Genomic DNA, 13,952 nt, shown 5'->3' on the forward strand with positions numbered 1-13,952 from the left:
GTAAAATCCCAGAAGTATTTTTCTAGAATTCATTTTAGTCATGACTTCTATGGAAAAAAGATTAAGATAAAATTAACTGCGTAGCTGTGAAGCTTATCCGTCGCCCACAGAAAGCGAAGTGTATGGCCGGAGCGAGCCAAAGAGGGGAAATAGCTACATTTATTTATCATTGGAAAAGCTTGCTGACCAATTAGCTTAAGCTAATTGGTTTTTATAATCCCTTGATTGAAGATCTTCTTCTGAAAAGGTGCAAAGCAAGTGTTTCTCAAATTCGTCATAACTCATTTCATTAGGTGCATCCCATAAGGTTCGCGCATTTGCAATAATGTGAATGGTGTCCTCACACCAATTCAAATACAATTATTCTTGTTTAATCGAATGGCTATAGACGGCTGTCCCATTAAACTTCCGCGATTGACCACCTTCTTATTTCTAAATGACTCTAAACTTTCTTTTAAAAAGGCGTGCATATTTTCAATGTGTTGACGTTGTTGTTGTACAAATGTTGTAGTTGAAACATGGCTTCGTCTGCTGTGATAGCGCCCATAAAAAAACTTTTCATTAAAAACGCATCTTTTTGCTTTGTTAATTTTTGAGGCGTATTTAACCACTTAACTAAGGATTGACTCCCAAGATTCGTTATTGTGTAAAGTTTTTTCACAAGTAACAAGTAAAAGCAATGATTCGCGCATTGACAAGTGGAGAAGGGATTCTCTCCGCTCGTTTTGGAGGGTAGCAAAAAATAGGCAGTAAAATTCTGCCAGAGAAGCAGCGACGTACACCAAATGCTCTTAATCGCAGTGAATATTTGCTTTACCAAAACAAAAAATTGTAATTGAATATACTCAGCCCTGTTACAGCCTTGGCTTAACGGGGCTGTTCACCTATGAGGAAAATTGTGCTACTCTTTACTTCGTTAATGCATTCAAGCGAAGAGAATGGTATAATTACACCACTTTTTATTAATTGAAGAACCACTTTTTTTACGATTGGAGTGTTTGAATTGAAATTAATTGCCCGACTCGTTCTCGGCATTGCTGCGGGAATTGGTATCGGACTTGTTGCAAATCAATTTGTTGCAACGTTAATGGTTACGATAAAAGACATCATTGGTAGTTTTATCTTCTTTATGGTACCACTTATTATCGTTTTCTTTATTGCGGCAGGGATTGCTAGTATAGGTAAAGGCGGGGGAAAGCTGCTCGGATCAACAGTCCTTGTGTCTTACGTATCAACGATTCTCGCTGGACTCTTTGCGGTGACAGTTGCGATGTTTGTGATTCCTTCTCTTGGAATCGCAGACGCTGGGGCGGATGCGCCTTCAGAGATGGCAGGTTTCCTCGACCTAACCGTTGAACCTGTGTTTGATGTTCTCACAGCCTTAATTCTTGCTTTTGTTTTAGGAATTGGAATCGCAGCAACGGGATCAACTAAACTTCATGGCATCATAGATGAAGGACAGAATATCGTTGAACTCGTTATTCGACGAGCGATTATACCGTTATTGCCTTTTTATATTGCTGGTGTTTTTGCAGAAATGAGCTATGATGGGACTGTGTTTGCGACGCTTGGTGTTTTTGGTATTGTGTTTTTCCTTGCAATTGCAATGCATCTTATTTGGCTTGTCGTCCAGTATACGATTGCGGGAGCAGTGAACCGAAATAATCCATTCTCTCTATTAAAATCGATGCTATCGGCGTATGTAACAGCTCTTGGTACAATGAGTAGTGCGGCAACGATTCCAGTAACCGTTGAAGCGGTAAAGAAAAATAATATTAGAGATTCAATTACGAACTTTGTTGTACCGTTATGTGCAAATATCCACTTATCAGGAAGCACGATTACGATTGTGACAGCAGCTACTGCGGTCATGCACTTATATCCAGGTCTTGAATTTCCAGGTTTTGTGGGCATGATACCTGTCATTCTAATGCTTGGGATTATTATGGTTTCTGCACCGGGAGTTCCTGGTGGAGCAGTAATGGCGGCAACAGGAATTTTAACATCGATGCTCGGTTTTGATGAAGGAGCTGTCGCGTTAATGATTGCTCTTTATTTAGCTCAAGATAGTTTTGGTACGGCTACGAATGTAACGGGTGATGGAGCGATCGCCGTTTTAATGAACGGTTTACAGAAGAAAGATGCCATATAGGATTAATAAAGAGTTGAAAAACGACCTCCGAGATAAGATCTCAGAGGTCGTTTTAGTTGATGCTTGTTCTATTCTCAAACTCCTAGTCAACCGCGCTAAAGAGCGAGGGCAAAGTGAAAAAGTATTGTTTATTCACTCGTTCCCAACGATGTTTTCATAAACAGAATCAATCGTTTGAGAATTTGCTTGAAACCCATTGTAGAGCCAGCTGCTTGAACCTGAAATATCATAGATGTTTCCTTGTTCAACAGCGGGGATAGTTGACCAAACGGATTCCGATTTTAATGATTCAATCGACTCTGGGTCACTATCAATTAAAAACAAGTAATCCGCATCCATTTTTGCTAGTGCTTCAAGAGAAATTGGGTTCCAATGAGCATCAACGTCTTCTGGAAGATCAGCAATGACATTTGCTGGAGTGAGTTCTAAGTCTTCAAAAAGAACCGCTCCGCTAGCAACAGTAGGTGCGACGATAAAGTATTTGCCGCCAATAACCCACAAGGCCGCAACTTTACTATCACCGATCGCCTCAGTCAAATCATTTTTCACTTGTTCAACATGCTCGTCGTAATCAGATAACGCTTCGTTTGCCACATCCTCTTTACCGAGCACGTCACCTATTTCCATTAATGTCGCGCGCCAATCACCAGTTGTTTCGCTATCGATCACATAGGTAGGAGCAATTTGGTTGTATTGTTCGAAATCACCACTTGCAAGTGACTCTTCACCGGGTGCAAAAATAAGGTCAGGTTCTGCTTCCATTAACCCTTCTAATGGAAGCAAAGAATCAATGGGATCAATACCTTCTAGATAGGATTCTAAATAAACTTGTGTGCTTGAGCGGTTTGCAACAGACCATTGCAAAACCGGTGTAATGCCAAGAGTAACAAGAGGATCTTCTAAATAAGAACCAACAATGCGTTCTGGGTTTTCTGGGATCGTTATTTCATTTCCAGAGCCATCCGTAACAGTAGTCGGCTGTGCTAGCTCGTCCGTCTCATTTTGTGGCTGTTCATCTGACGTTTGGCATGCGGAAAGCATAGCGACAGTTACAGCAACCGGAATTAAACTTTTTAATTTCATAACGTTCTTCCTTTCACAATCAATCTATTGATATGATAATGAGAATCGTTATCATTGTCAATCTATTTTTTGAAAAATAAAAAAGAGTGTCTGTTAGTAACTAGAGGTACGTTATAATGGAGAAAATCAGTCATTTAGATGTATAGCAAATGATTTACAAAGGGGGAGAGAGATGTCTTTCTGGATGCGTTTTATCCTAGTTATAGGAGCTCTTTCATTGTGGCCAATGGATGAACCGCAATTGCTTAGTGACCCCGTATACTGGATTGTTGCTGGGTTGGTGCTCGCAGGAGTTTGTTCGGAACCAATGTGGGTAAATACATACTTACTTTACAACGGGTTAACAGCGTTTGGGTGTTTGTTTTTGTTGTATCAACCTTCTTTATTTGGTTGGATTGTACCTATGCTATTACTAGTGATGCCTCTTGTTATCGCCCCTATAGCGCGTGTTCACTTCTGCCTATCGCTTCTTTATTTTGTATTAACCAGTGTTTTTACTTACTCAAATGGAGCAGAATTTCTCATTATAAGTGTTGTAACAGCTATTGCAGTCACGTTTGGACTTGCTTATTCACGTTTAGTAATGCAAGTAGAATTACAAGAAGATCTTCTCGATGATTTTGCATATGAACAACGAGTATTAAAGCAGCAGTTGCTGCAAGAAGAAGACACGGCTAAGCAGGAGGAACGGACACGAATTGCCCGCAATGTCCATGACTCGGTTGGGCATCAACTAACAGCACTGATGATGCAACTGCAAATGGCTGAATTAAACGACAGTCACGATAAAACATATATAAGTGACGCGAAACAAACAGCGAGATTGGCCCTTGAAGAGATGCGAAATGCGGTAAAGGCTTTAGAAAAAGAAGAAGTGCGTGGGGTAGCAATGATTCTTAGGTTGATTCGAAAATTAGAAACAGAAAGCCAAGTGCAAGTGGCATTTACAACAGAAGCAGGGGCATTATCCACACTTTTAACTGATGAACAAAATACGACATTATATCGTTTTATCCAAGAAGGATTAACCAATGCGATGCGTCATGCTTATGCAAAACAAATACGTGTACATCTAACAGTAATAGGTACTCATACATATATGGCAAGTGTGGAGAATGACGCGTTACCGACAACGTTTAGAGAAGGTTTTGGATTATCGCAACTGCGCAATCGGTTTGAGCATTTAGACGGTCGATTTAGTGCGGGGTTTGGGTTTAAAGACAATACATTTGTACTTAAAGGGACGTTTCCGTTACAGGAAGGAGGAAGCTATGAAAACGATCTTAGTAGCAGAGGATCAACTAATCGTGCGACAAGGTTTAAAGATGATGATTGAACATGGTGGAAAGTATAAAGTTATAGAGGCGAGTAATGGGGCAGAAGCGGTGGAACAAGTTCTGACTCATCACATTGATCTTATTTTAATGGATGTCCGCATGCCTGTAATGAATGGTATTGACGCGATTCGACATATCCGTGCTCAAAAAAAAGACGCAAAAGTGGTAGTACTCACAACATTTGCTGATAAAGAATATGCACTTGAATCACTTAAGCAAGGAGCCATCGGTTATATGTTAAAAGATGCAGATATGAATCGTTTAGTCAGCTCGATTGAAAAGGCATTAAATGGCGAGATGATCATTGATGGTCAAGTAGCCGCTAAAGTTGTTCCTTCACTTTTGCATCATTCAACAAAGTCGATAAAGAATATACCAGATTTAACTGATAGAGAAAGAGAGATTGTAAGGAAAGTTGGACAGGGATTAAGCAATGCCGAAATTGCAGCTGAGTTGTATTTAACAATCGGCACGGTGAAAAATTACATCAGTCAACTGTTTATAAAATTAAGTGTACGTGACCGGACACAGCTTGCTATCTTTGCGTTAAAAAATGAGATTTAATATGACTAGAGTCATGTACATAAAGCAAAACTTATGACTAGAGTGAATGGTTTCTCTTCGCTCTCTTTCGTATGATGGTATTGAAGCGGAGGTGGCAAGATGATTGAAATGGATCAAATCTATAAATCGTTTGGATCAGTAGAAGCGATAAAAGATGTGGGCATTTATCTACAGAAAGGAGAAGCTGTTGGTCTGCTTGGACCAAATGGAGCAGGAAAATCTACGTTAATTGATATGCTTACGAGTTTAACGAAACCAACAAAAGGCCAAGTCCGGTTTAACGGAAAAAACGTTTACGGCCAGCTTACTCAATTTAGAACGCAAATTGGTGTTGTTCCTCAAGAATTAGCGCTCTATTCTGATTTAACGGCAGAAGAAAATCTCTTATTCTTTGGAAAAGCTTATAAATTAAAAGGAACAAAGCTCAAGCAGAAAGTAAAAGAGTTGTTGCAATTAGTTGAACTAGAAGAAAGAAAAAAAGATCGAGTGAAAACATTTTCCGGTGGGATGAAGCGCAGGTTAAATCTTGCAATCGCTCTTATTCATGAACCAGCTTATTTAGTCCTTGATGAACCGACTGTGGGTATTGATCCTCATTCGCGCAGGTACTTGTTGGATTTAATTAAGCGACTTCAACTAGAGAGGGGCACAACGGTTCTTTATACGAGTCATTACATGGAAGAAGTTGAATTTCTGTGTGATCGCATTTATGTGCTTGATCGAGGATCAATTATTGCTTCAGGCACACAAGAGGAAATAAAAAATATTGTAAGCCAGGAGTATATATATAAATTACTTGTTGCAGAAAAAAACGCGCAACTCGAGCAAAAGTTGAATGAACAAGAACAAATACATGGCGTTTACGAAACCGAAGAAGGGTATCGCATTGCTTCTTACTCTGGTGCATTATTTGAAAAAATTATTCAGCTAGCAAGTGATTCAAATGTTCAAGTTCTTGGCATCCATATTCAAGAATCAACGCTTGAAGATGTGTTTTTGTACTTAACTGGCAGATCGTTAAGGGATTAGGGGGAGATTATGGGACCGATCGTAAGAAAAGAATTCAAACAGCTTTTTTCAGATAAAGCCGCTCTTTTAACGATTCTACTCATGCCCCTTGTCTTAACATTGATTCTTGGTTTTTCTTTGGCTAACTCAATGGGTTCAACTGTTGAATTAGATCTATCCATTGCTGTTGTTGCAGAGGAAACACTTGAAAAAGAAGCAGAAACTAGTGCAGAGTCGCTAGGGCTACCAGTAGATATGTTGAAAGAAACAGCTGTGCCAGATGCTTTGTTTTCTTGGATGAGCAATGAAATATCAATTGACTATGCAGATAATTTGGAAGAAGTGAGGCATGGCAATTATGCTGCCGTCATAGAAATTCCCCAAGGATATCGAGAGCAAATGTGGGAACAACAGTACACAGGTGAATCGAACGGATCAAAAGAGTTTGTTCTTTATCGAAATACAGAGAATTGGGTAGATTCGGTTATTGTTGAATCAATGCTTGATTCTTTTATGATGCAACAAACATTTCAACAAGCCGTCGATCAACCATTACCAGAGATTGGTGAAGTTGTTTTGAAAGGGGATAAACCGGTCTCGTCGTTTCAGTATTATACATTTGGAATGGGCGTTATGTATGTATTTTTCTCTGCAGGATTTATAGCGACTTTTGCTTTTCATGAAAAGCAAGCAAAAGTGTATTCCCGGCTTGTCCTCGCGAATATTTCACCTAGTCATTATTTAATTGGAAAGGCCGTGGCATCAATGGGTGTCGTGCTCACTCAGATGTGTTTATTGTTTGGGATATGCTTTGTCTTATTCCAAATAACAATTATAAATTGGTTAGGCTTCTTATTGATTGCTATCTGCCTCTCGGTAGCAGTCGCAGGGATTAGTACTTTATTAATTTCAATTCAATTTCGCTATCATACTGAAAAAGCAGCAAACGTATTTATGTTTTCGATTATTTCAATATTAGCGTTTCTAGGTGGGAGTTTTTTTCGGATAGCAGATATGGCTCCTAGTTTAGCTCTGATTGGTAATTGGACACCAAACGGACGAGCACTAAGTGCGTTTATTCAAGCAAGCCAAGGAGAACCTATATCCGTCCTGCTTCCGTCAAGTGTGCTTCTATTGGGGTATGGAATTGCTTTTCTCGTGATTGCATGGGGAATGTTTCCAAATAAAGGTGGTGCGGTAAAATGAGAGCCATTTTCTATCAATACGGAAAAGAAGTGGTCCGAGAGCCGTTTACACTGTTACTCATGTTAGGAATGACCATTTTCTTTGCTTTTATCATTGGCGGTTCAAATGAACAAAATATCTTTGTCTATTCAACCGAAATGGAGGATAGCGAGTTATCCTCCTATATAGAGCAGTGGAATGAAGCGGAAGAGTTGAACTTGATGGTCACGACAGAAACAGAGGCAATCCGTAAACTAAGTACCCATGAAGTTGAAGTGATCTTGGAAGCAGGTAGAACAGATTACAGGTTACATGTAGCATATGAGGGTTCTCCGGTTGCGGCATTTGTAGGGCCAACGATAAACAGCCATTATATGCAACGGCAATTGGAAGACAGCGTAGATGATATTGATGTAATTCAAGCTGCTTATACGTATCAAACGGATGTAATGGCAGAAGGGTCAACGTTTGATCAAAGCCTTCAATCGTTGTTTGGCTTTACGTTATACTTTGCTTTTTTCACAATTAGTTTTTCAATCATGAGTATTCTTCAACAAAAAGAAGCTGGAACATGGAACCGAATCATCTTGTCTCCTACATCGAAAACACAAATGTATACAGGGAACTTATTGTTTTCTTTTTTACTTGCTTATCTTCAAATTGCTCTTGTGCTTACCTTGTTTGTGACGTTATTTGACTATGACTATTACGGCGGATTTTGGAAATTGTTGCTTATCATTATTCCTTATGTATTTGCCATTATGGCTTTTGGAATTTTCCTAAGTGGCATTGTAACAGCCTCCCAACAATTAAATGGCATTATCCCGTTATTTGCAACAAGCTTTGCGATGCTTGGCGGCGCGTTTTGGCCTTTAGACATTGTTCAATCAGAATTTCTGCTGGGCATGTCGTATATGAGTCCAATTATGTACGGAATCGAAATGATGATGGGCGCAACAGTGAACAATTGGGAACTGCAACAGTTTTTTTTTCCAGCATCAATATTAATTTTTATAGGCTTGGTGCTCACTGGAATTGGAATCCGATTAATGGAACGGAAGTCAGTGTAATTCTACTCCATACGCGAGTGTTCGCGTATGGAGTTTTTATTCTTTTTTCTTGTGTATTCAGTAAAACGAATCGTTTTGGAATGTTAGATTTTGATAGTAGATCTGAATCTGGTGCGGTTGTTTTTTAAATTTATCGACCATAGCCAAAGATTGGTTTAATCAAGTAATAATATACCTCCGACATCAGAAATTAAAAGTAGGATTTAGTATCAAAAGTTTTCTTTCTAAAGAAATTGTATTACAATAAATATAAAATTCGTTTGAATGGCGGGTTATACCATGAGAGACAATTCACTTGATTTCACTGAAAATCAGGTTACTAGAAAAACGCTAGCGCAACAGGTAGAAGAGAAAATTATTGATTTATTGATACAAAATAAACTAAAACCAGGAGATAAGCTTCCTCCAGAAATGGAACTGGTAACACTATTGGGAGTGAGCAGGCCAGTCATGCGTGAGGCGATTAGCTCACTTGAATCTCTTGGTATTGTTAAACGCAAAACAAGAGATGGTACCTATTTCACAGAACAGATAAGCAGTAAGCCGTTTTCTGCGATGTTATCACTTATGAATGACAATATAGAAGCTATTATTGAGGCCCGTATGACTCTTGAGTTAGGTCTTGTTACGTTTGCTGCTGAAAAGATAACAGAAGAGGATCTGCAAAGACTGCTTAAGACAATAGAAGGAATTGAGAACAGTGTGGATAATGAGTATGGAGAACATGACATTATGTTCCACCGAATCATTGCAAAAAGTGTTGATAATCCTGTTCTTCAAGGTATGATGGATTCTTTGCTGCTTTCTCATGCGAAAATTAATGTTCAAATCAAATACAGAGAAAAAGACAAAACTGTAGCTCATCATAGAGAAATATACAATGCGCTTAAAAACCGAAACCCTCATGAGGCATATTTAGCGATGTATCATCACCTAAAATTTGTCCGTAATAAAGTGTTGAATTAAAAAAATGAAGCTGTTTCATACAGCTTCATTTTTTATTGACTAACTATTTAATTTGTCTTACAATAAAATAAATATAATAAAAGGAGAGATTAGATGAATCAAAAAAGAGTGTCACTTCGTGGTATTTTGGGATTCCCGGTAGCTCCATATCTGCCTTCTGGAGCCATTGATGAAAACGCTTTATTTCGTAATGTTAGTTACTTAATTGATGAGGGGCTTGATTCGATTTTTATTGCATGCGGTGCGGGAGAGTTCCAGACTTTAAGTTCTGATGAATATGGAGTCATGCTGGATGTGGCCATCGATGCTGCAAAGGGTCGTGTGCCCGTTTATTCAGGTGTGGGAGGGAATTTATCTTACGCTTTGGAACAAGTGAAACTATCGGAAAAAAAAGGAATGGAGGGTTATCTTATTTTACCGCCATACTTAATAGATGGTGAACAGGAAGGACTTTATCAATATATTAGAACGATATTAGAAGCAAGTGACTTAAATGCAATTGTTTATCAACGGGATAATGCTGTACTTGATCTGAATTCGCTACAATCACTTCTTTCATATGACCAGTTAATTGGGTTAAAGGACGGTATAGGGAATATGGAGTCTAACATCATATTTACCCAATACATTGGAGATCGTCTTAATTGGCTTAATGGAATGCCTATGGCAGAAGTAACGATGCCTGCTTATCACGCACTCGGGTTTAAATCTTACTCATCAGCTATATCGAATTATATTCCTCATATATCACGTCAATTCTATTCTGCTTTGCTTGAGGGAAAGGACGAACAAGTCTCAGAGATCTATAAAGACGTTATACTTCCTATTAATGAAATCCGAAAGCAAAGAAAAGGGTACGCAGTATCATTGATAAAAGCTGGGATGGAGATCGTTGGAATGTCTGTTTCGAATATAGTGCGTCCACCTGTAGTTCCGGTTGAGAAGGATCACTATAAACAGCTTGAGAAAATTCTTGATAAAGCCCATCGAAAATATCCGGCAGTTAGGATTTAATTCATTTACACAGGAGGTTGTGCAATATGCTTACAGCACTAAATTATATTAATGGTAAGTGGTCTGAAACGAGCACAGGTAATACAAAAGAAAACGTGAATCCAGGTAACGTAAATGAAGTCGTTGGCTCTTATCAGGAGTCTGATCTTCATGATTTGAATCAAGCTGTTGAAGCGGCAAGTAAAGCAAAAAAAGCATGGAAAAAGCTATCCGGTTCAAATAGAGGAGAGTATTTGTATAAAGTTGCAGACATTATGGAAGAAAGATCAGAAGAGATTGCATTAATTGCTTCAAAGGAAATGGGAAAAACAATTGCTGAAACCAGGGGAGAGACAACTAGAGGCATTGCTATTTTGCGATATTATGCCGGAGAGGGTATGAGGAAAGTCGGGGATGTGATCCCTTCAACTGATGCAAGTGCATTAATGTTTACAACACGTGTACCTCTAGGTGTGGTTGGTGTGATTACTCCTTGGAATTTCCCCGTTGCTATTCCAATTTGGAAAATGGCGCCTGCTCTTATTTATGGAAATACGGTTGTGATAAAACCAGCTTCCGAGACAGCCTTAACTTGTGTCAAAATATTGGAATGTTTTGATGATGCGAACCTTCCAGCAGGTGTAATCAATTGTGTGACGGGCAAAGGTTCTGTTATTGGTCAGGGCATTGCTGAGCATACAAAGGTAAATGGCATAACTTTTACTGGTTCAAATTCCGTAGGAAAACAAATTGGTCATACCGCATTTGAGCGGGGAGCAAAGTATCAATTGGAGATGGGTGGAAAAAATCCAGTTATCGTTGCAAATGATGCTGATTTAAACATAGCAGTGGAGGCAACAATTAGTGGAGCATTTAAATCAACTGGACAAAAATGTACAGCAACAAGCAGAGTTTTTGTTGGGAGTGAAATATATCCTGCATTTAAGGAGCAACTTGTTAAGCGGACAAATGAACTACTAGTAGGCGACAGTTTGGCTGAAGGAACATGGATGGGCCCATGTGCATCAAAATCACAGTTAGCAACTTGTCTGGAGTATATTAACAAAGGAATTGAAGAAGGTGCTGAATTAATAGCTGGAGGCAATCAGATCCACCATGATAAAGGATATTTTATTGAGCCAACCATTTTTGAATGTACGGATCATTCACAAACAATTGCGCAAGAAGAAATATTTGGTCCAGTTATTGCATTATTTAAGGTTGAGTCAGTTAATGAAGCTCTAAAATTGGCTAATGATGTAGAGTATGGGCTAAGTGCATCAATATTTACAACAAATATATCCGAGATGTTAACGTTTGTAGAGGATATCGAAGCAGGACTGTTAAGGATTAATGCTGAAAGTGCAGGAGTAGAACTTCAGGCGCCTTTCGGAGGAGTGAAACAATCAAGTTCTCATTCTAGAGAGCAAGGAGAAGCAGCTAAAGAATTCTTTACGTCTATTAAGACTGTGTTCTTAAAATAGTTTAAGGCCGGAGGTTTCCTCTGGCTAACAAAAAAATGTAAGCCTTTACATTACTGTTTAGGAGGAATCTTATGCTACAGAAAATGTCTGGCGATTTTTATGCTAGCGTGTTCCTGCTTTTATTCTCTGTTGGAATGTTTCTAGCCACACTAAACATAAACACACTGTCAATCTTAACGGTAGGAGTAGGTTCAGATTTTGTTCCGATGCTTGTCTCTATTGCGATATTTGGGTTCAGCATAGCCTTGCTAATGAAATCTTGGATAAAAGATAGGAGAAGAAATCAAGAACAAGAATCACAAGTAGCTGCAGCAAGTGAGTGGAGCTCGGGGGTAAAAAAGTTTGTATCTATTAATGCTGTGTACACAACTTGTTTAATTTTGCTTTACGTTCTATTGCTTCCTGTACTGGGCTTTATTATATCTTCAAGCCTGTACTTAGTTTTACAAACTATATTATTAACGGAAAAAGGCAAGCAAAATATATTATTGTTTATTCCTTTTGCTTTCATTGGATCTATCACGATCTATGCCCTCTTCCGTTTTGCGTTTAATTTGATGCTTCCGGTGGGGCTACTGGGATAAAGAGGGGGTAACTATGCTTCAATTATTGCAAGAAGGGTTTATGAGTATTTTTAATTTTGAATCGATGTTAATCATTTTAATTGGAGTTGCTCTTGGGTTAATATTTGGGGCAATTCCTGGATTAACTGCTGTAATGGCCATAGCTATTTGTTTACCTATTACGTTTGGCATGACCCCAACAAACGGGTTATCTCTTCTAATGGGCTTGTACATTGGTGGAGTAACAGGGGGATTTATTCCCGCCATTTTATTAAATATTCCTGGAACTCCAGCAAGTATCGTGTCAACATTTGATGGCTATCCTATGGCTCAAAAAGGAGAAGCGGGTAAAGTATTCAGTTTGACTCTTATCTTTTCATTTATGGCCGGGTTATTGAGTTTCTTAATATTAATTTTTGTTTCTCCAATGCTTGCAAGCGTAGCAATAGAGTTTTCTCCGTTTGAGTATTTTGCAATTACCTTATTCGCCCTAACAATGATCACTAGTTTATCGGATGGTTCAATGCTAAAGGGAGCTATTTCAGGATTATTAGGAATTGCATTTGCAACCATTGGATTTGCACCGATCGATTCCTTGCCTAGATTTACATTTGGAAATACAAATCTAGATTCAGGGCTTAATGTTTTGCCCGTTTTAATCGGGCTATTTGCAATCTCAGAAATATTGAAGATTTCGGAGGATAACAAGACAAATAAGGGTATTCAGGTGCAATCCTCCTATCGCTTAAAAGAATTAGGGATATCATTTAAAGAGGTATTTAGTCATAAATGGAATTATATTCGCTCTACTCTTATTGGTGTAGGTGTGGGAATATTGCCTGGTCTTGGGGGGTCAGCAGCTAATATTATTGCTTATGTAACTGCTAAAAATCAATCAAAGAATCCGGAAAATTTCGGTAAAGGTGAACCGGCGGGTGTTGTTGCAGCCGAGTCCTCAAATAACGCAGCTATAGGTGGAGCAATGGTCCCCCTGTTATCTATTGGTATCCCTGGAGATGGTGTGACAGCATTACTTATTGGTGGATTAATGTTACATGGATTAAATCCTGGTCCACTATTATTTGATCAAAGTGGGGATGCTGTATATGGAATATTCGCAGCTCTCCTAGTTGCAAACGTATTTATGGTTTTGCTTCTTATTTTAGGAATGAGGTATTTTATTCGAGTGTTAAGTGTACCTAAAAACATTCTGATGCCATTCGTAATCGTGTTATGTGTAGTCGGGTCATTTGGTGTAAACAATCAAGTGTTTGACGCTATTATTCTAGTTATTTGCGGAATAATAGGTTATATCATGATCAAATTAAAATTCCCGATTATGCCAATCGTACTTGGATTTATTCTTGGACCAATTTTGGAAACCAATCTAAGAAGAGGTTTAATGCATACAAATGGGGATTTTCTTCCATTCATCACGTCTCCAATAGCAGCAGGATTTTTGATTTTAACTGTAGTGTCTTTATGGTTTTCTATTCGGAAGAACTTAAAGCAGTCAGCAGCATCATAACGTTTCATACCAATTTTTA

Annotated in this window: 13 protein-coding genes; 11 read left to right on the forward strand and 2 right to left on the reverse strand. The window is 38.6% G+C overall.

What is annotated here, in order from left to right; translation table 11 throughout:
- Positions 1 to 195 precede the first annotated feature (195 nt).
- A complete protein-coding gene (locus BK584_RS24775) occupies positions 196 to 354 on the reverse strand; it encodes a hypothetical protein (protein ID WP_169871418.1) in 159 nt (52 codons plus the stop codon).
- Positions 355 to 1,003: 649 nt separating this feature from the next.
- Between BK584_RS24775 and BK584_RS20395 the strand changes: the two genes are divergently transcribed.
- On the forward strand, positions 1,004 to 2,152 hold the full coding sequence (locus tag BK584_RS20395; protein WP_078394290.1) for a dicarboxylate/amino acid:cation symporter: 1,149 nt from the start codon (positions 1,004 to 1,006) through the stop codon (positions 2,150 to 2,152).
- 132 nt (positions 2,153 to 2,284) lie between these two features.
- On the opposite strand, the gene BK584_RS20400 is transcribed toward BK584_RS20395, so the two are convergent.
- A complete protein-coding gene (locus BK584_RS20400) occupies positions 2,285 to 3,235 on the reverse strand; it encodes an ABC transporter substrate-binding protein (protein ID WP_078394291.1) in 951 nt (316 codons plus the stop codon).
- Positions 3,236 to 3,407: 172 nt separating this feature from the next.
- On the opposite strand from BK584_RS20400, the gene BK584_RS20405 reads away from it, so the two are divergent.
- The 10 genes from BK584_RS20405 to BK584_RS20450 all read left to right on the forward strand — a co-directional run bounded on the left by BK584_RS20405 (position 3,408) and on the right by BK584_RS20450 (position 13,933).
- On the forward strand, positions 3,408 to 4,571 hold the full coding sequence (locus BK584_RS20405; RefSeq protein ID WP_078394292.1) for a sensor histidine kinase: 1,164 nt from the start codon (positions 3,408 to 3,410) through the stop codon (positions 4,569 to 4,571).
- Positions 4,507 to 5,136, forward strand: coding sequence for a response regulator (locus tag BK584_RS20410; protein ID WP_078394293.1), 630 nt, complete (start codon positions 4,507 to 4,509; stop codon positions 5,134 to 5,136). Before BK584_RS20405 ends, BK584_RS20410 begins: the two co-directional genes overlap by 65 nt.
- A gap of 99 nt (positions 5,137 to 5,235) precedes the next feature.
- A complete protein-coding gene (locus BK584_RS20415) occupies positions 5,236 to 6,165 on the forward strand; it encodes an ABC transporter ATP-binding protein (RefSeq protein ID WP_078394294.1) in 930 nt (309 codons plus the stop codon).
- Between the two features lie 9 nt (positions 6,166 to 6,174).
- Entirely contained in the window at positions 6,175 to 7,350 is a 1,176-nt protein-coding gene (locus tag BK584_RS20420) for an ABC transporter permease (protein ID WP_078394295.1), read from the forward strand.
- Entirely contained in the window at positions 7,347 to 8,399 is a 1,053-nt protein-coding gene (locus tag BK584_RS20425; RefSeq protein ID WP_078394296.1) for an ABC transporter permease, read from the forward strand. The genes BK584_RS20420 and BK584_RS20425 overlap by 4 nt, the downstream gene beginning before the upstream one ends.
- A gap of 279 nt (positions 8,400 to 8,678) precedes the next feature.
- Positions 8,679 to 9,365 (forward strand): FadR/GntR family transcriptional regulator, encoded by a 687-nt coding sequence (locus tag BK584_RS20430; protein ID WP_078394297.1) that lies wholly within the window; start codon positions 8,679 to 8,681, stop codon positions 9,363 to 9,365.
- 93 nt (positions 9,366 to 9,458) lie between these two features.
- Positions 9,459 to 10,379 (forward strand): 5-dehydro-4-deoxyglucarate dehydratase, encoded by a 921-nt coding sequence (kdgD, locus tag BK584_RS20435; protein ID WP_078394298.1) that lies wholly within the window; start codon positions 9,459 to 9,461, stop codon positions 10,377 to 10,379.
- A gap of 26 nt (positions 10,380 to 10,405) precedes the next feature.
- Positions 10,406 to 11,842, forward strand: a complete 1,437-nt coding sequence (gene gucD, locus BK584_RS20440) for an alpha-ketoglutaric semialdehyde dehydrogenase GucD (RefSeq protein ID WP_078394299.1) — start codon at positions 10,406 to 10,408, stop codon at positions 11,840 to 11,842.
- Between the two features lie 71 nt (positions 11,843 to 11,913).
- Complete coding sequence (locus BK584_RS20445) at positions 11,914 to 12,426, forward strand: tripartite tricarboxylate transporter TctB family protein (protein WP_078394300.1); 513 nt, start codon at positions 11,914 to 11,916, stop codon at positions 12,424 to 12,426.
- Positions 12,427 to 12,439: 13 nt separating this feature from the next.
- Complete coding sequence (locus tag BK584_RS20450; protein ID WP_078394301.1) at positions 12,440 to 13,933, forward strand: tripartite tricarboxylate transporter permease; 1,494 nt, start codon at positions 12,440 to 12,442, stop codon at positions 13,931 to 13,933.
- Positions 13,934 to 13,952 lie beyond the last annotated feature (19 nt).

It is taken from the genome of Shouchella patagoniensis, from assembly GCF_002019705.1.
GTDB lineage: Bacteria > Bacillota > Bacilli > Bacillales > Bacillaceae_D > Shouchella > Shouchella patagoniensis.